Source organism: Pseudomonas sp. GL_103 (assembly GCF_057835175.1).
This window is the reverse complement of record NZ_CM174420.1, coordinates 363424-381074: the sequence shown is the minus strand read 5'-3', so window position 1 is coordinate 381074 and position 17651 is coordinate 363424. Positions and strand designations below refer to the sequence as shown.

General features: G+C 60.8%; 19 protein-coding genes and 1 pseudogene. 17 read left to right on the top strand and 3 right to left on the bottom strand.

Annotated elements, in window-relative coordinates:
• Positions 1 to 45: 45 nt before the first annotated feature.
• The 6 genes from hslU (at position 46) to AC3IP0_RS01755 (ending at position 7319) form a co-directional block, all read left to right on the top strand.
• Positions 46 to 1383 (top strand): ATP-dependent protease ATPase subunit HslU, encoded by a 1338-nt coding sequence (hslU, locus tag AC3IP0_RS01780; protein WP_008047842.1) that lies wholly within the window; start codon positions 46 to 48, stop codon positions 1381 to 1383.
• A gap of 132 nt (positions 1384 to 1515) precedes the next feature.
• Positions 1516 to 1893 carry a gamma-butyrobetaine hydroxylase family protein gene (locus AC3IP0_RS01775; protein ID WP_489318015.1) on the top strand — a complete coding sequence of 126 codons (378 nt, stop codon included), beginning with the start codon at positions 1516 to 1518 and terminating at the stop codon, positions 1891 to 1893.
• A gap of 259 nt (positions 1894 to 2152) precedes the next feature.
• Complete coding sequence (gene phaC / locus AC3IP0_RS01770) at positions 2153 to 3832, top strand: class II poly(R)-hydroxyalkanoic acid synthase (RefSeq protein ID WP_489318014.1); 1680 nt, start codon at positions 2153 to 2155, stop codon at positions 3830 to 3832.
• A 157-nt stretch (positions 3833 to 3989) separates the two neighbouring features.
• On the top strand, positions 3990 to 4844 hold the full coding sequence (phaZ, locus tag AC3IP0_RS01765) for a poly(3-hydroxyalkanoate) depolymerase (RefSeq protein ID WP_150726566.1): 855 nt from the start codon (positions 3990 to 3992) through the stop codon (positions 4842 to 4844).
• A 115-nt stretch (positions 4845 to 4959) separates the two neighbouring features.
• Entirely contained in the window at positions 4960 to 6642 is a 1683-nt protein-coding gene (gene phaC / locus AC3IP0_RS01760; protein ID WP_489318013.1) for a class II poly(R)-hydroxyalkanoic acid synthase, read from the top strand.
• A gap of 59 nt (positions 6643 to 6701) precedes the next feature.
• Positions 6702 to 7319, top strand: coding sequence for a TetR/AcrR family transcriptional regulator (locus AC3IP0_RS01755; protein WP_489318012.1), 618 nt, complete (start codon positions 6702 to 6704; stop codon positions 7317 to 7319).
• Positions 7320 to 7451: 132 nt separating this feature from the next.
• On the opposite strand, the gene AC3IP0_RS01750 is transcribed toward AC3IP0_RS01755, so the two are convergent.
• The 3 genes from AC3IP0_RS01750 to AC3IP0_RS01740 all read right to left on the bottom strand — a co-directional run bounded on the left by AC3IP0_RS01750 (position 7452) and on the right by AC3IP0_RS01740 (position 9218).
• Positions 7452 to 8300 carry a phasin family protein gene (locus AC3IP0_RS01750; protein WP_489318011.1) on the bottom strand — a complete coding sequence of 283 codons (849 nt, stop codon included), beginning with the start codon at positions 8298 to 8300 and terminating at the stop codon, positions 7452 to 7454.
• A 10-nt stretch (positions 8301 to 8310) separates the two neighbouring features.
• On the bottom strand, positions 8311 to 8733 hold the full coding sequence (locus tag AC3IP0_RS01745; protein ID WP_489318010.1) for a phasin family protein: 423 nt from the start codon (positions 8731 to 8733) through the stop codon (positions 8311 to 8313).
• 209 nt (positions 8734 to 8942) lie between these two features.
• Entirely contained in the window at positions 8943 to 9218 is a 276-nt protein-coding gene (locus AC3IP0_RS01740; RefSeq protein WP_150811973.1) for a polyhydroxyalkanoic acid system family protein, read from the bottom strand.
• A 155-nt stretch (positions 9219 to 9373) separates the two neighbouring features.
• On the opposite strand from AC3IP0_RS01740, the gene ubiE reads away from it, so the two are divergent.
• From ubiE to AC3IP0_RS01685, 11 genes and pseudogenes are all read left to right on the top strand, one after another.
• A complete protein-coding gene (gene ubiE / locus AC3IP0_RS01735; protein ID WP_007989286.1) occupies positions 9374 to 10144 on the top strand; it encodes a bifunctional demethylmenaquinone methyltransferase/2-methoxy-6-polyprenyl-1,4-benzoquinol methylase UbiE in 771 nt (256 codons plus the stop codon).
• On the top strand, positions 10144 to 10767 hold the full coding sequence (locus AC3IP0_RS01730; protein WP_489318009.1) for a ubiquinone biosynthesis accessory factor UbiJ: 624 nt from the start codon (positions 10144 to 10146) through the stop codon (positions 10765 to 10767). The genes ubiE and AC3IP0_RS01730 overlap by 1 nt, the downstream gene beginning before the upstream one ends.
• Complete coding sequence (gene ubiB / locus AC3IP0_RS01725; RefSeq protein WP_489318008.1) at positions 10764 to 12368, top strand: ubiquinone biosynthesis regulatory protein kinase UbiB; 1605 nt, start codon at positions 10764 to 10766, stop codon at positions 12366 to 12368. Before AC3IP0_RS01730 ends, ubiB begins: the two co-directional genes overlap by 4 nt.
• An 81-nt stretch (positions 12369 to 12449) precedes the next feature.
• On the top strand, positions 12450 to 12851 hold the full coding sequence (hisI, locus tag AC3IP0_RS01720) for a phosphoribosyl-AMP cyclohydrolase (RefSeq protein WP_007989281.1): 402 nt from the start codon (positions 12450 to 12452) through the stop codon (positions 12849 to 12851).
• Positions 12844 to 13176 (top strand): phosphoribosyl-ATP diphosphatase, encoded by a 333-nt coding sequence (locus tag AC3IP0_RS01715; protein WP_007975564.1) that lies wholly within the window; start codon positions 12844 to 12846, stop codon positions 13174 to 13176. Before hisI ends, AC3IP0_RS01715 begins: the two co-directional genes overlap by 8 nt.
• A 25-nt stretch (positions 13177 to 13201) precedes the next feature.
• A complete protein-coding gene (locus tag AC3IP0_RS01710; RefSeq protein WP_007989280.1) occupies positions 13202 to 13474 on the top strand; it encodes a twin-arginine translocase TatA/TatE family subunit in 273 nt (90 codons plus the stop codon).
• Positions 13475 to 13484: 10 nt separating this feature from the next.
• Positions 13485 to 13937 (top strand): Sec-independent protein translocase protein TatB, encoded by a 453-nt coding sequence (gene tatB / locus AC3IP0_RS01705; protein WP_150755665.1) that lies wholly within the window; start codon positions 13485 to 13487, stop codon positions 13935 to 13937.
• The gene (gene tatC / locus AC3IP0_RS01700; protein ID WP_103397258.1) at positions 13934 to 14728 is read left to right on the top strand and encodes a twin-arginine translocase subunit TatC; all 795 of its coding nucleotides are present in this window, start codon (positions 13934 to 13936) and stop codon (positions 14726 to 14728) included. Before tatB ends, tatC begins: the two co-directional genes overlap by 4 nt.
• Positions 14725 to 15432 carry a 16S rRNA (uracil(1498)-N(3))-methyltransferase gene (locus tag AC3IP0_RS01695; RefSeq protein ID WP_489318007.1) on the top strand — a complete coding sequence of 236 codons (708 nt, stop codon included), beginning with the start codon at positions 14725 to 14727 and terminating at the stop codon, positions 15430 to 15432. Before tatC ends, AC3IP0_RS01695 begins: the two co-directional genes overlap by 4 nt.
• 136 nt (positions 15433 to 15568) lie before the next feature.
• Positions 15569 to 16630, top strand: a pseudogene (locus AC3IP0_RS01690) (methyl-accepting chemotaxis protein); the annotation flags it as partial.
• Positions 16613 to 17485, top strand: a complete 873-nt coding sequence (locus tag AC3IP0_RS01685; RefSeq protein ID WP_404942352.1) for a methyl-accepting chemotaxis protein — start codon at positions 16613 to 16615, stop codon at positions 17483 to 17485. The pseudogene AC3IP0_RS01690 and the gene AC3IP0_RS01685, both read left to right, overlap by 18 nt.
• Positions 17486 to 17651 lie beyond the last annotated feature (166 nt).

Genomic DNA, 17651 nt, shown 5'->3' with positions numbered 1-17651 from the left:
GCCATCGCGCCACGGCTCATTCTTGCTTGAGGTCCGCTAAATACTATGTCCATGACTCCCCGTGAAATCGTCCACGAACTCAATCGCCATATCATCGGCCAGGACGATGCCAAGCGCGCCGTCGCCATTGCCCTGCGCAACCGCTGGCGCCGCATGCAGCTGCCAGAAGAGCTGCGCGTTGAAGTAACGCCAAAGAACATCCTGATGATCGGCCCGACCGGTGTCGGTAAAACCGAGATCGCCCGTCGCCTGGCAAAACTGGCCAATGCGCCGTTCATCAAGGTCGAAGCGACCAAGTTCACCGAAGTCGGCTATGTCGGCCGCGACGTCGAATCGATCATTCGTGACCTGGCCGATGCCGCGATCAAGCTGCTGCGCGAACAGGAAATCGTCAAGGTTCGCCACCGCGCCGAAGACGCCGCCGAAGAGCGCATCCTCGATGCCCTGCTGCCACCGGCGCGCATGGGCTTCAGCAACGACGACGCCCCGACTGCCGATTCCAACACCCGCCAACTGTTCCGCAAGCGCCTGCGCGAAGGTCAGCTGGATGACAAGGAGATCGAAATCGAAGTCGCCGAAATGGCTGGCGTCGATATCTCCGCGCCGCCGGGCATGGAAGAAATGACCAACCAGCTGCAAAGCCTGTTTGCCAACATGGGCAAGGGCAAGAAGAAAGCCCGCAAGCTCAAGGTCAAGGAAGCACTCAAGCTGGTGCGCGACGAAGAAGCCAGCCGTCTGGTCAACGATGAAGAGTTGAAGGCCAAGGCCCTGGAAGCGGTCGAACAGCACGGCATCGTGTTCATCGACGAAATCGACAAAGTCGCCAAGCGTGGCAACTCCGGTGGCGTCGATGTGTCCCGCGAAGGCGTGCAGCGCGACCTGCTGCCGCTGATCGAAGGCTGCACCGTCAACACCAAGCTGGGCATGGTCAAGACCGACCACATCCTGTTCATTGCTTCGGGTGCGTTCCACCTGAGCAAGCCGAGCGACCTGGTGCCCGAGCTGCAAGGCCGCCTGCCGATCCGTGTCGAACTCAAGGCCCTGAGCCCGGAAGACTTCGAACGCATCCTCAGCGAGCCTCACGCCTCGCTCACCGAGCAATATTGCGCCCTGCTGAAAACCGAAGGTCTGGGCATCGAGTTCCAGCCGAGCGGCATCAAGCGCATCGCGGAAATCGCCTGGCAGGTCAACGAAAAAACCGAAAACATCGGTGCCCGTCGTCTGCACACGCTGCTCGAGCGCCTGCTCGAAGAGGTGTCGTTCAGCGCCGGCGACCTGGCCAGCGTCCATGACGGCAAGGTGATCCAGATCGACGCCGACTACGTCAACAGCCACCTGGGTGAATTGGCGCAGAACGAAGACCTGTCCCGTTATATCCTGTAGGTCACCTACTCTCCTGTGAGAACGCAATACTTGTAGGAGCTGCCGCAGGCTGCGATCTTTTGATCTGGAATTTAGAAGATCGCAGCCTGCGGCAGCTCCTACAGATCGTTCCACATAGACGGACGACCCGCCATGACCCAACTCCCCACCGACATCAAGCTGCACAAAGCCTCGAAAACCCTGTCGCTCAAATACGCGTCCGGCGAGGAATACACCCTGCCCGCCGAGTTCCTGCGCGTGCATTCTCCTTCCGCCGAGGTCCAGGGCCACGGCAAACCCATCCTGCAATTTGGCAAGATCAACGTAGGACTGACCAAGGTAGAACCGGCCGGTCAGTACGCACTGAAACTGACCTTCGACGACGGCCACGACAGCGGCTTGTTCACCTGGGAATATCTGTACGAGCTGGGGCGACGTTATGACGCACTCTGGGATGATTATCTGGCCGAGCTCAAAGCCGCCGGAAAAACCCGCGATCCGAGCGAATCCGTCGTCAAGCTGATGCTCTAATCCGAGCCTCTTGCTCTTTAGAGGGCATTTTCTAATTTCATCTGTTTGAATGCTCCGCTCCAGGGCCGCCGATTGGCCTGCTTGCGAAAAAAATTAAACTCGGGTAACCAATGGAACTGGCAAGTTCCCTGCAGTGCTCTCTGCATTAAAAAAGCAGCGATGCAGTATTAACGGTCACCCCGAGCAGTAGTACCTGGCATTGGCTGTGTGACTGCACAGCAGGACCCGGTACTCGTCTCAGGACAATGGAGCGTCGTAGATGAGTAACAAGAATAACGATGACTTGAAGAGTCAAGCCTCGGAAAACACCTTGGGGCTGAATCCTGTCGTTGGACTGCGTGGAAAGGATCTACTGGCTTCTGCTCGAATGGTGCTCAGGCAGGCCATCAAACAACCGATTCACAGCGCCAAGCATGTCGCTCATTTCGGCCTTGAACTCAAAAACGTGCTGCTCGGCAAATCCGAGCTGCTGCCGACCAGCGATGACCGTCGCTTCGCGGATCCGGCCTGGAGCCAGAACCCGCTCTACAAACGTTATCTGCAAACCTACCTGGCGTGGCGCAAGGAACTCCACGACTGGATCGACGACAGCAACCTGCCGGCCAAGGACGTCAGCCGCGGGCACTTCGTGATCAACCTCATGACCGAGGCCTTCGCCCCGACCAACACGGCGGCCAACCCGGCGGCGGTCAAGCGCTTCTTCGAAACCGGTGGCAAGAGCCTGCTCGATGGCCTCTCGCACTTGGCCAAGGACCTGGTGCATAACGGCGGCATGCCGAGCCAGGTCAACATGGGTGCATTCGAGGTCGGCAAGACCCTTGGCGTGACCGAGGGTGCGGTGGTCTTTCGCAACGACGTGCTGGAGCTGATCCAGTACAAGCCGACCACCGAGCAGGTGCATGAACGCCCACTGCTGGTGGTACCGCCACAGATCAACAAGTTCTACGTTTTCGACCTGAGCCCGGAAAAGAGCCTGGCGCGCTTCTGCCTGCGCAACAACATGCAGACCTTCATCGTCAGCTGGCGCAACCCGACCAAGGAGCAGCGCGAGTGGGGCCTGTCGACCTACATCGAAGCGCTCAAGGAAGCGGTTGATGTGATCACCGCCATCACCGGCAGCAAAGACGTGAACATGCTCGGAGCCTGCTCCGGCGGCATCACCTGCACCGCGCTGCTGGGCCACTACGCGGCAATCGGCGAGAACAAGGTCAACGCCCTGACCCTGCTGGTCAGCGTGCTCGACACCACCCTGGACAGCGACGTGGCCCTGTTCGTCGACGAGCAAACCCTCGAAGCCGCCAAGCGCCAGTCGTACCAGGCCGGTGTGCTCGAAGGCCGCGACATGGCGAAAGTCTTCGCCTGGATGCGCCCCAACGACCTGATCTGGAACTACTGGGTCAACAACTACCTGCTGGGCAACGAGCCTCCGGTATTCGACATTCTGTTCTGGAACAACGACACCACCCGGTTGCCCGCCGCGTTCCATGGCGACCTGATCGAGATGTTCAAAAATAACCCGTTGACCCGTGCCGATGCACTGGAAGTGTGCGGTACGCCGATCGACCTGAAGAAGGTCACCGCCGACATCTTCTCGCTGGCCGGCACCAGCGACCACATTACCCCGTGGCGCTCCTGCTACAAGTCGGCGCAACTGTTCGGCGGCAACGTTGAATTCGTGCTGTCCAGCAGCGGGCACATCCAGAGCATTCTGAACCCGCCGGGCAATCCGAAATCGCGCTACATGACCAGCACTGAAATGCCCGTCAATGCCGATGACTGGCAGGAAGAGTCGACCAAGCACGCCGACTCCTGGTGGCTGCACTGGCAGGCGTGGCAGGCACAGCGTTCGGGTAACCTGAAAAAAGCTCCGCTGAAATTGGGCAACAAGGCCTATCCAGCGGGTGAAGCCGCACCGGGCACTTATGTACACGAGCGGTAACTGACACACCTCGCCCCACACTGTGGGAGCGAGCTTGCTCGCGATGGCGTTTGATCATTCAACATTGATGTCGACTGATCCGGCGCATTCGCGAGCAGGCTCGCTCCCACAGGGGATTGGGGATGAATTTGAGAAAGCGACCCACAGGGCCAGAAGCATGCCGCAACCCTTCATATTCCGTACCGTCGATCTGGATGGCCAGACGCTCCGCACGGCGGTACGCCCCGGCAAGCCTCACTTGACGCCCCTGCTGATTTTCAACGGCATCGGCGCCAACCTGGAGCTGGTGTTCCCGTTCATCGCGGCACTGGACCCGGACCTGGAAGTCATCGCCTTCGACGTACCCGGCGTCGGCGGTTCGTCGACACCGAACCGGCCCTATCGTTTTCCGAGCCTGGCGAAACTCACGGCGCGGATGCTCGACTACCTCGACTACGGGCAGGTCAACGTCATCGGCGTGTCCTGGGGTGGCGCCCTGGCCCAGCAGTTCGCCTTCGACTATCCGGAGCGCTGCAAGAAACTCGTGCTGGCCGCAACGGCGGCGGGTGCGGTGATGGTGCCGGGCAAACCGAAAGTGCTGTGGATGATGGCCAGCCCGCGACGTTACATCCAGCCGTCCCACGTGATCCGCATTGCGCCGATGATCTACGGTGGCGCGTTCCGTCGCGACCCGACGCTGGCCGCCAGCCATGCGGCCAAGGTGCGTTCAGCGGGCAAGCTCGGTTACTACTGGCAGCTGTTCGCCGGCCTCGGCTGGACCAGCATCCACTGGTTGCACAAGATCCGCCAGCCGACCCTGGTACTGGCCGGCGACGATGACCCACTGATCCCGTTGGTCAACATGCGCTTGCTGGCCTGGCGGATTCCCAACGCCCAGTTGCACATCATCGATGACGGGCATCTGTTCCTGATTACCCGGGCCGAAGCGGTGGCTCCGATCATCATGAAATTCCTGGAGGAGGAGCGCCAGCGCGCGGTGATGCATCCGCGTCCGGCGCCATTGGGCAGCTAAACCGCTGCATCAGCGGTCGGCAGGACGCCACGCCGCGCAACAATCCGTTACAGCGTCTATGGTGTTCTGGTTCGGTGTATTTGTTTTTGGCCTGAAGACGAAGGAGTGTTGACTCATGCGCGAGAAACCAGCGAGGGATTCCCTACCGACTCCCGCCGCGTTCATCAATGCACAGAGTGCGATTACCGGCCTGCGCGGTCGGGATCTGTTGTCGACCCTGCGCAGTGTGGCCGCCCATGGCTTGCGCAATCCGGTGCACAGTGCCCGACATGCCCTCAAACTCGGCGGTCAACTTGGCCGTGTGCTGCTGGGCGAAACCCTGCACCCGACCAATCCGCAAGACGCTCGCTTCACCGATCCGGCGTGGAGCCTCAACCCGTTTTATCGCCGTAGCCTCCAGGCCTATCTGAGCTGGCAGAAACAGGTCAAGAGCTGGATCGACGAGAGCAACATGAGCCCGGACGACCGCGCCCGCGCCCACTTCGCTTTCGCCTTGCTCAACGACGCCGTATCGCCCTCCAACACCCTGCTCAATCCACTGGCGGTCAAGGAGCTCTTCAATTCCGGCGGCAACAGCCTGGTGCGTGGCATCAGCCATTTGGTGGACGATCTGCTGCACAACGATGGCCTGCCCCGGCAAGTCACCAAGCAAGCGTTCGAGGTCGGCAAGACGGTCGCAACCACCACCGGTGCCGTGGTGTTTCGCAACGAGCTGCTGGAGTTGATCCAGTACAAGCCGATGAGCGAAAAGCAGTATTCCAAGCCCCTGCTGGTGGTGCCGCCGCAAATCAACAAGTACTACATCTTCGACCTCAGCCCCCACAACAGCTTCGTCCAGTACGCCCTGAAAAACGGCCTGCAAACCTTCATTATCAGTTGGCGCAACCCGGATGTGCGTCACCGCGAATGGGGGCTCTCGACCTACGTCGAAGCCGTGGAAGAAGCCATGAATGTCTGCCGGGCGATCACCGGCGCACGCGAGGTCAACCTGATGGGCGCCTGCGCCGGCGGGCTGACCATTGCCGCGTTGCAGGGTCACTTGCAGGCCAAGCGGCAGCTGCGCAGGGTGTCCAGCGCGACTTATCTGGTGAGCCTGCTCGACAGCCAGATGGACAGCCCCGCGACGCTGTTCGCCGACGAACAGACTCTGGAAGCCGCCAAACGCCGCTCCTATCAGAAAGGTGTGCTGGACGGCCGCGACATGGCCAAGGTCTTCGCCTGGATGCGCCCCAACGATTTGATCTGGAGCTACTTCGTCAACAACTACCTGTTGGGCAAGGAGCCACCGGCGTTCGACATCCTCTACTGGAACAACGACAACACGCGCCTGCCGGCCGCCCTGCATGGCGACCTGCTGGACTTCTTCAAGCACAACCCGCTGACCCACCCGGGCGGCCTGGAGGTGTGTGGCACACCGATCGACTTGCAGAAGGTTACCGTCGACAGCTTCAGCGTCGCCGGCATCAACGATCACATCACGCCATGGGACGCGGTGTATCGCTCGACGCTGTTGCTCGGTGGCGAGCGCCGCTTCGTGCTGTCCAACAGCGGTCATGTGCAGAGCATCCTCAACCCGCCGAGCAACCCGAAAGCCAACTACGTCGAGAACGGCAAACTGAGCAGCGACCCACGGGCCTGGTACTACGACGCCAAGCGTGTCGACGGCAGTTGGTGGACACAGTGGCTGAGCTGGATTCAGGAACGTTCCGGCGCGCAGAAGGAAACCCACATGGCCCTCGGCAACCAGAACTATCCACCGATGGAGGCAGCACCCGGTACTTACGTGCGCGTGCGCTGACGTTCAACGAGCCGCGGCCGCTGTCGGCCGTGGCAAGACCCGATCATTAAGAAGACTGGATGAAAACCCGCGACCGCATCCTCGAATGTGCCCTGCAGTTGTTCAATCAAAAGGGCGAACCGAATGTCTCCACCATGGAAGTTGCCAATGAAATGGGCATCAGCCCGGGCAACCTCTACTACCACTTCCACGGCAAGGAACCGCTGATTCTCGGGCTGTTCGAACGCTTTCAGGGCGAACTTGCGCCCCTGCTCGATCCACCGGCCGATGCCGAACTGGCACCCGAAGAATACTGGCTGTTCCTGCACCTGATCGTCGAACGCCTGTCTCACTACCGGTTCCTGTTCCAGGACCTGTCGAACCTCGCCGGGCGCCTGCCGAAACTGGCCAAGGGCATTCGCAACCTGCTCAATGCACTCAAGCGCACACTGGCGTCGTTGCTGGCGCGACTGAAGGCACAAGGGCTGCTGGTCAGCGATACCCAGGCACTGGGGCAACTGGTGGAGCAGATCACCATGACGCTGCTGTTCTCGCTGGACTATCAGCGGATTCTTGATCGTCAGGGCGAGGTGCGATTGGTGGTTTACCAGATCATGATGCTGGTGGCGCCGCACCTGCTGCCGTCGATGAAGGCTGCGACCGAACAGATGGCGATGGAGTACCTGGAAGACCATTAAGATCAAAAGATCGCAGCCTTCGGCAGCTCCTACGATTGCCCTGTAGGAGCTGCCGAAGGCTGCGATCTTTTTCTATACACAAACAAAAACGCCCGACCTTCACAGGCCGGGCGTTTTCTTGAGCCCTGAAAATCAGGACTGACTGGTTGGCGTCGATGGAGCCGGCGCGACAGTCGGGGTGACAGCAGGGGTTGGCGCGGTCGCGGAGTTCGATGCGCTGACCGGAGCTGCCGGCGTTACCGGCTTGGCAGCTGCCACTGCTGGTTTTGGCGCGGCGGCTTTTGGAGCTGCCGGCTTTTTCACCGCTGGTTTTTTCGCCGCAGCGGGTTTGGCCGCTGCAGTTTTCGCTGCAGGCTTGGCGGCCGGTTTAGCCGCAGGTTTAGCGGCGGCTTTTGCAGCAACCGGCTTGGCCGCTGGTTTGGCTGCGGCCGGTTTGGCGGCTGCAGTTTTAGCCGCAGGCTTGGCAGCAGGTTTAGCCGCTGCTTTTGCCAGTGGCTTGGCTGCGGTTTTGGCGGCCGGCTTGGCAGCAGGTTTGGCCGCCGCGGTTTTCGCCGCAACAGGCGCAACCTTGGCACCGGTCAGTTTTTCGATTTGCTTGGTCAGGGTTTCGACCTTGCTGTGCAGTGCCTTGACTTCGTTGCGGCTCGGTACGCCCAGACGCGAAATGGCGCTGTTCAGACGCTTGTCGAAAGCGCCTTCCAGCTCATCCCACTTGCCCAGTGCACGATCTTTCACTTCGCTGATGCGCGATTTGGCCGAAGAAGCGGAGTCCTTGGCGGCGTCGACAGTCTTGCCAACAGCGCTCTTGGTGAGCTTCTCGGCTTTCTCGCCGTCCTTGACCAATGCATCGAAGAGTTTGCTGCCGTCAGTGTCGATCTTCGAGTACACGCCTAAACCAGCCAGCCAGATTTTTCGGGAGTAATCTTCAACCTTCCCGATCCACGAGCTGCCTTCTTTTTCGGTTTTCTTTTTAACAGCCATCCCGTTCTCCTTAAGATTTACGCGCGACACGTTCGAGCAATGCCGTCAGCTCATCGAGCTTAGCAGAGAGTGTCTCAACGTCATGTTTAGACGGAATACCGATACGATTCAAGGCACTTGCGACACGCGTGTCGAACGCCTTCTCGACCTTGTCGAGTTGAACTTCGACACGGCCTTTGAAAGTGCTGACTTCACTCTTGGCTTCATCGATCTCGGCATTGGCCGCTTCAAGTTTCTCGGCAACTACCTTTTTGCCTTTCTTTTCAACAACCTGACCAGCCTTGATCAGTTCTTGAAAGTACTCGCTGCCCTCTTGGCCGACCTTGGTGTAGGCACCCAGGCCTGCCAGCCAGATCTTGCGGGCATAGGATTTGACGTCGCCCAGCGTGCCGCTCGACGGGTCGATTTTTTTCTTCAAAATAACTTTGGCCATGGTGCACCTCACGCGCAGAAGGTTTGAGGAACTGCCCGTGTAAGTGTCGGGCTCTGGCACAAAGTAGGGAGAAAAATTAGAAACGGCACCCTAACAAATGACATAAATCGGTGGTGCCTTCAGGAAAAGATCGCAGCCTTCGGCAGCTCCTACAGACTTACGCCGTACCAATAATGTAGGAGCTGCCGAAGGCTGCGATCTTTTCCGTGTTATGCCAACGCTTTATCCAGCGCCTTTTCGATTTCCGCTTTGATCATGCCGCTCATGGCCGACATCATCAGGCCCAGTTCCACATCGACCTTGATCGAATCCTCGCTGACATGCACCGCACCCTTCACACCCGAGCGTTTGAGGTTCAGGGTGTCGCCGGACCACTGCGGCTCCAGGCCATACTGGTCGGAAAGTTTCTGCGCCAGCTTGTCGGCCTTTTCGCGAGCTGCTTCCTTACCCAGGCCATGGGCACGTTCAACACTAATACGGGCCATCGAATGACTCCTGCTTTATGGATGCTTTCCCGAGGCATCTTGACCTCTGCTGCGTCAAAACGTCCCGATGGTTACCCATCTTACCTTCAGCCTTGCCAAGACAAAGCATGCCTTGGGGATTAGAATGTCGCGCATTCTCTTTTGGTGACAGCGATATGACTGATCAGCGCAAAGGCAGCGATGCCGAACCCACCACTCACTTCGGCTTCAAAAACGTTCCGGAAAGCCAGAAAGCGGAAAAAGTCGCTGAGGTTTTCCACTCGGTAGCCGCCAAGTACGACCTGATGAACGACCTTCTGTCGGGCGGCATGCACCGTCTTTGGAAGCGTTTTGCGATCGAATTGTCGGGCGTGCGCACCGGTAACCGCGTGCTGGACATCGCCGGCGGCACTGGCGATCTGACCCGCAAGTTCTCGCACCTGGTAGGCCCGACCGGCCAGGTCGTGTTGGCCGACATCAACGAATCCATGCTCAAGGTCGGTCGTGACCGCCTGCTGGACCTCGGTGTGGCCGGCAACGTCGAATTCGTCCAGGCCGATGCGGAAAAACTGCCGTTCCCGGACAACCATTTCGACTGCGTGACCATCGCCTTCGGCCTGCGCAACGTGACCCACAAGGAAGATGCCCTGCGCTCGATGCTGCGAGTGCTCAAGCCTGGCGGCCGCTTGTTGGTGCTGGAGTTCTCCAAGCCGACCAACGCGCTGATGTCCAAGGCCTACGACGCCTACTCGTTCGCCTTCATGCCGCTGATGGGCAAGCTGATCACCAACGACTCGGAAAGCTACCGCTACCTGGCCGAATCGATCCGCATGCACCCGAACCAGGAAACCCTGAAGTCGATGATGGTCGAAGCCGGTTTCGACCGCGTGACCTATCACAACATGACCGCAGGCATCGTTGCCCTGCACCGCGGCATCAAGCCCTGATGCTGCTCGCCGGCCTGCTCGCCAGCGTTGAACTCGGCCTTAACCGGGTGCTGCGTCTCGACAGCACGGCGCTGCCGCGGCTGGCGCATTTGACCGGCAAAGTGATTGCCGTCGATTGCCGCAGCCCGGCGCTGCAACTGTTCATCCTGCCCAGCGACGAAGGCCTGATGCTCGCCTCCCAGTGGGAAACCGGCGCCGACTGCACCTTGCGTGCACCGGCCTCGAGCCTGCTGAAACTGGCCATGAGCAAGGACAAGACCTCGATCCTGCACAGCCCTGAAGTCGAACTCGACGGCGACAGCGGCGTGCTGCTGGAACTGGCGGCGATCCTCCAGGACCTTGAGCTGGACTGGGAGTACGAACTCGCACGCGCGCTCGGCCCGGTGGCCACGCAACTGGTCGGCGGTCACCTGCGCAGCCGCGCCCGCTGGTATCAGCAAGGCTTCGCCAGCCTGGGCCAGAACCTGGGCGAATACCTGGCCGAAGAATCGCGCACCCTCGTCGGCCAGCGCGAGGCCGAAGCCCGATTCAGTGAACTGGACCAGATCAAGCTCGATCTGGAACGTCTCGAGGCGCGTTTCGAGCGCCTTTCCCGATCCCTCGACCCAAGCGATAACGCATGAAGCTGCTTGCCGTCCGCCGTTTGTTGCGCATCCAGCGCGTCGTGATCCGCTACCGCCTCGATGACCTGCTGTTCGCCCTGCCGCTGCCCTGGCTCTTGCGGGCGCTGCGTTATGCCTTGCCGTGGCGCTGGTTCCCGCGCAAGACCCTGGACCTGAGCCGTGGCGCGCGCTTGCGCCTGGCGTTGCAGGACCTGGGGCCGATCTTCATCAAGTTCGGGCAGATCCTGTCCACCCGCCGCGACCTGCTGCCCGAAGACATCGCCGACGAACTGATGAAGCTGCAGGACCGCGTTCCGCCGTTCGACTCGCAGGTTTCGGTCAAGCTGATCGAAGAACAGCTGGGCAAGAAAATCAGCGAAGTGTTCAGCCGTTTCGACGTCGAACCGCTGGCCTCGGCGTCGGTAGCGCAGGTGCATGCCGCGCAGCTGAAAACCGGTGAAGAAGTCGTCGTCAAAGTGATCCGCCCGGGCCTCAAACCGGTGATCGCCCAGGACCTGGCGTGGCTGTTCATCCTCGCCCGCGCCGCCGAAAAACTCTCGGCCGATGCGCGCCTGCTGCACCCGGTGGACGTGGTCAGCGATTACGAAAAAACCATCTACGACGAACTCGACCTGCTGCGCGAGGCGGCCAACGCCAGCCAGTTGAAGCGCAACTTCGACGGCTCGCCGCTGCTGTACGTGCCGCAAGTCTATTGGGACTGGTGCCGGCCGAAAGTGTTGGTGATGGAACGCATCTACGGCATTCAGGTCACCGATCTGGCGACTCTTGCCGACCAGCGCACCGACATGAAAATGCTCGCCGAGCGTGGCGTGGAGATTTTCTTCACCCAGGTGTTCCGCGACAGTTTCTTCCACGCCGACATGCACCCCGGCAACATTTTCGTCAGCACCGTGAACCCGTGGAGCCCGCAGTACATTGCGATCGACTGCGGCATCGTCGGCAGCCTGACCCCGGAAGACCAGGACTACCTGGCACGCAACCTGTTCGCCTTCTTCAAGCGCGATTACCGTCGCGTCGCGCAGTTGCACATCGATTCGGGCTGGGTGCCGGCGGAAACCAAACTCAACGAATTCGAAGCAGCGATCCGTACCGTGTGCGAGCCGATCTTCGAAAAACCGTTAAAAGATATTTCCTTCGGCCAGGTGCTGATGCGCCTGTTCCAGACCGCGCGCCGCTTCAACATGGAAGTGCAGCCGCAACTGGTCCTGCTGCAAAAAACCCTGCTGAACATCGAAGGCCTGGGCCGCCAGCTATACCCGGACCTCGATCTGTGGAACACCGCGCAGCCGTTCCTCGAACGCTGGATGCGCGAGCGGGTCAGCCCCAAAGCCCTGCTCGGCAACGTGCACAGCCAGTTCGAGCAGATCCCTCACCTGGCCAACATGGCCCGCGACCTGCTCGAACGCATGTCCCAGCCCCACGCCTACGACCCGCCGTCTGCGTGGCACCGACGCCGTGACGACTGGTTCCTGCGCCTGCTCGGTACGGCCCATCTGGCCGGTGGCGCCATCCTTGCCGCGGGCGGACCGCTGAACCAGTTGGCCTATTGGCCAGCCGGCATCATGATGGCGGTCGGTTTGTATCTGGTCGTGCGCCGATAGCCAGTTGTGTGAACGACTGGCACACTGTTTGAACGCCTGAGCTCGGCTATTGAAGTGTCGAGCCCGCTGTCGGAGTCGAAGATGAAAAACTGGCTGGACGAGATCAAGTGGGACGCTGACGGCCTGGTGCCGGCCATCGCCCAGGATCACAAGACCGGGCGCGTCCTGATGATGGCCTGGATGAACCGCGAAGCACTGGAACTGACCGCTGCCGAGAACCGCGCCATCTACTGGTCGCGTTCCCGTGGCAAGCTGTGGCGCAAGGGCGAAGAGTCCGGCCATGTGCAAACCCTGCACGAGATGCGCCTGGACTGCGACGCCGACGTCATCATCCTGATGGTCGAGCAGATCGGCGACATCGCCTGTCATACCGGCCGCCAGAGCTGCTTCTACCGCGTCTATGAGAACGGCGACTGGACAACCGTCGACCCGGTCCTGAAAGATCCGCACGCCATCTATTCCGCAGGGCACAAACATGAGTGACACTCTCACCCGCCTCGCCGAGGTACTCGAAGAGCGCAAAGGCGCCGCTGCCGACAGCTCGTACGTCGCCAGCCTGTACCACAAGGGCTTGAACAAGATTCTGGAAAAAGTCGGCGAAGAGTCAGTCGAAACCATCATTGCCGCCAAGGACGCCGCCGTCAGCGGCGACTGCAGCGATGTGATCTACGAAACCGCCGATCTGTGGTTCCACAGCATGGTCATGCTCGCCCAATTGGGGCAGCATCCACAGGCTGTACTCGATGAACTGGACCGTCGTTTCGGTCTCTCCGGACACGCCGAGAAAGCCTCGCGCCCGTCCGCCTGAATAACTATTAGAGAGGAGCAGCAGCATGGGCATTTTTGACTGGAAACACTGGATCGTCATCCTGGTTGTCGTGGTACTGGTGTTCGGCACCAAGAAACTGAAAAACCTCGGCACCGACGTCGGCGAATCGATCAAGGGCTTCAAGAAAGCCATGAACGACGACGAAAAACCGGCTGACCCGAATGCTACCCCGGCCCAACCGGTTCCACCGGTACAGCCCCAGGCCTCTGTAAACCAGCCGCACACCATCGACGTGCAGGCACAGAAAGTCGAAGAGCCGATCCGCAAAGACGTGTGAGCACTGACTAATGTTTGGTATCAGCTTCTCTGAACTGCTGCTCGTCGGCCTCGTCGCCCTGCTGGTGCTGGGTCCCGAGCGCTTGCCGGGCGCTGCGCGCACCGCTGGCCTGTGGGTCGGGCGTCTGAAGCGCAGCTTCAACGCAATCAAACAGGAAGTTGAACGTGAAATCGGTGCCGACGAGATTCGTCGGCAACTGCACAACGAGCACATCCTGTCGCTTGAGCAGGAGGCGCGGAAAATCTTCACGCCGACCCAGCAGGAGCCGACACCGGTGGAGCATGTGGGTGCGCAGACGATTCATGCGCCTGCCGCTGCCGTCGACCCGACACCTGCTCCCGTTGTCGCGCCTGTCGAACCTGCGCCCGTTGTTGCAGCCACTCCGGTTGAACCCGTTACACCCGCGGCTGCGCCCGTTGCGCCGGCCCCTCATGACCCAACACTGCCGCCGCGAGCCCCATGAGCGATCTTCCTGAAAACGACCAGCACATGCCGCTGGTTTCGCACCTCACCGAGTTGCGTACCCGTCTGCTGCGCTGCGTAGCGGCGATCTTCATCATCTTTGCCGGGCTGTTCGCCTTCACCCAGCAGATCTACACCTTCGTCTCCACGCCGCTACGTGCTTACCTGCCGGCTGGCGCGACGATGATTGCGACCGACGTGTCGTCGCCGTTCCTGACGCCACTGAAGCTGACGATGATGGTCTCGCTGTTCCTCGCCATCCCGGTGATCCTGCATCAGATCTGGGGTTTCATCGCCCCGGGCCTGTACAAGCACGAAAAACGCATCGCCGTGCCCTTGCTGGTCTCCAGCATCTTTCTGTTCTACGCCGGCATGGCCTTCGCCTATTTCCTGGTGTTCCCGCTGATCTTCAAGTTCTTCGCCGCCGCCACCCCGGCCGGTGTGGAAATGATGACCGACATCACCAGCTACCTCGATTTCGTCATGACGCTGTTCTTCGCCTTTGGCGTGGCGTTCGAAATCCCGGTGGCCGTGGTGCTGCTCGTGTGGATCGGCGTGGTCGACGTCAAATACCTGAAGAAGATCCGCCCGTACGTGATCATCGGCTGCTTCGTGGTCGGCATGATCCTGACGCCGCCGGACATCTTCTCGCAGACCCTGCTGGCCGTGCCGATGTGGCTGTTGTTCGAGATCGGTATCCTGTTTGGCAGCCTGATCAGCAAGCGTGGCGAGCATCCGGACGACCAACCGGCTGACGATCACAACGACCAGCCGCCAGCGACCCAAGCGTGAACCTGCTGCTCCTCATCGATGCCGATTTCATTGCGGCCGACCGCGCGGTCCTGCGTGATCGCCGGTTGACCCACATGCAGGAAGTCCACCGCTGTGCAGTCGGTGACAGCATGCGCGTGGGGCGGATCGGCGGGCTGATGGGTTCGGCCGAAGTGCTGCGCCTGGACGCCGACGAAGCGGAATTGCGCGTCACCCTCGACCAACCACCACCAGCCAAGCTGCCATTGACCCTGGTATTGGCCCTGCCACGGCCCAAGATGCTGCGCAGGGTGTTCCAGACCGTGGCGGCCATGGGTGTGCCACGGATCGTGCTGGTCAACAGCTATCGCGTCGAGAAGAGCTTCTGGCAGACCCCCTTCCTGGAGCCTGAGGCGATTCGCGAGCAGTTGATCCTCGGCCTCGAACAGGCTCGGGACAGCGTGCTGCCGGAAGTCGTGATCGAGAAGCGCTTCAAGCCGTTCGTCGAAGACCGCCTGCCCGCGATCACCGAAGGCACCCTCGGCCTGGTGGGGCATCCGGGCAATTACCCGCCCTGCCCTCGCGCACTCAGCGAACCGGTGACCCTGGCCATCGGCCCGGAAGGTGGCTGGATTCCCTACGAAATCGACCTGCTGGGCAAGTCCGGGCTGCAACCGGTGCAATTGGGCGAGCGCATCCTGCGCGTCGAAACCGCCGTGACCGCGCTGCTGGCACGACTTTTCTAATCCCGGCCACATTCCCACAGGTTCGACTTTTACCCGAGATAGCAATTCGCCCATACATCGGGCAGCACCTACAGAATCTCGTGCCCCTGCCGATATATCCCCCATAAAACCAAATTGTGGTCCGGGGAGTTTCAGCATGTACCAATGGCTAGCCGAGAATCTGGGAAACGTCAGCGTCAAACGCAAGCTGGGGATCGGCTTCGGCCTGGTGCTGCTACTGACCCTGCTGATCACCTTCACCGGCTGGAGCGGCCTGAGCGGCGTGACCAGCCGTGGCGATAAACTGGGGTTCATCGCCAGCCTCAACGACCTGACCAAAGACCTGCGCATTGCGCGCCTGGATTACGAGATGCGTCGCGGCGAACAGGGTCCCGGCGCCGTCAACGATCTGCTGGGTAAACTCGAAAGCGGCCTGCAGACCGCCCGCGGCCTGATCGAGCAACCGGCCGATACGGCCATGGTCGATCAACAACTGGCCGCTGTCGCCGAATACCGTCGTGCCTTCAACGACATGACCCAGGCCGGCGCCCAGCGTGAAGATGCCCGCAGCAAACTCGGCGCCACTGCCGACAACGCCGTGGCCCGCGTCGCCGAAGTGGAAAGATCCATGCTGCAAGGCGACAGCGTGGCGGCGTTCAACAGCGTGATCGACCTGAGCAAGCTGATCCAGCAGGCGCGCTTCCAGGTTCGTGGCTACACCTATAGCGGCAAGAGCGAAGCCGAACAGCCAGCCCTCGACGCGATCGACAACGCCCTGAAGAACCTCGAGAGCCTGCCGGCCAAACTGCCTGAAGAACACATCGCCAACCTGCAACAGGCAACTGACTCGCTGAAGGCTTATCGCGCCGCCGTCAGCCAGTTCCGCGACTCCCAGGTGGCCAGCGCCAAGGCCCTGGCACGCATGTCCGTCCAAGGCGAAATCCTGTTGGACATGAGCCAGAAACTCACCGTCTCGCAAACCGTCGTGCGTGACACCGACGCCGCCCACGCCAAGAACATGCTGACCCTCGCCACCGTGCTGGCCATCGCCTTCGGCCTGCTGGCCGCCTGGGCGATCACCCGGCAGATCATCATTCCGTTGAACCAGACCCTGGTCGTGGCCCAGCGCGTCGCCAGTGGCGACCTGACCCACAACCTGACGTCGCAGCGCCGCGACGAACTCGGCCAGCTGCAGCGTGCCATGCAGAGCATGACCCAAGGCCTGCGCGAACTGATCGGCGGCATCAGCGATGGCGTCACGCAGATCGCCAGCGCCGCCGAAGAGCTGTCTGCCGTCACCGAGCAGACCAGCGCCGGGGTCAACAGCCAGAAGATCGAGACCGATCAGGTCGCCACTGCCATGAACGAAATGGCCGCCACCGTGCAGGAAGTTGCGCGCAACGCCGAAGAAGCTTCCGAAGCCGCCGTCGCCGCCGACCAGCAAGCCCGTGAGGGCGACAAAGTGGTCGGTGAAGCCATCGCCCAGATCGAACGCCTGGCCAAGGAAGTCGGTCACTCCACCGAGGCCATGGGCGAACTCAAGCGCGAAAGCGACAAGATCGGCAGCGTGCTCGACGTCATCAAGTCCGTGGCCCAGCAAACCAACCTGCTGGCCCTCAACGCCGCGATCGAAGCAGCCCGTGCCGGTGAAGCCGGGCGGGGTTTTGCCGTGGTCGCCGACGAAGTCCGCAGCTTGGCCCAGCGCACCCAGAAGTCCACCGAAGAGATCGAAGAGCTGATCGTCGGCCTGCAAAACGGCACCCAGCAAGTGGCGACCATCATGGACAACAGCCGCACCCTGACCGACAGCAGCGTCGAACTGACCCGCCGCGCCGGTGGCTCACTGGAAAGCATCACCCGCACGGTGTCGGCGATCCAGGCGATGAACCAGCAGATTGCTGCCGCTGCCGAGCAACAGAGCGCCGTGGCCGAAGAGATCAACCGTAGTGTGCTGAACGTGCGGGATGTGTCGGATCAAACTTCGGCGGCGAGTGAAGAGACTGCAGCGTCGAGCGTTGAGCTGGCGCGGTTGGGGACGCATTTGCAGATGCTGGTGGGCAAGTTCAGGGTTTGAGGGCATACCCATCGCGAGCAGGCTCGCACCCACACTGACCCGGATGAACACAACACCTGTGTCCGAGGCTGATCCTGTGGGAGCGAGCCTGCTCGCGATGGCAACAACACGAAGTGACTGACATATCGCCAGCAAAGGCCTTTTCGGAGGCAAAAAAAACCCGCTT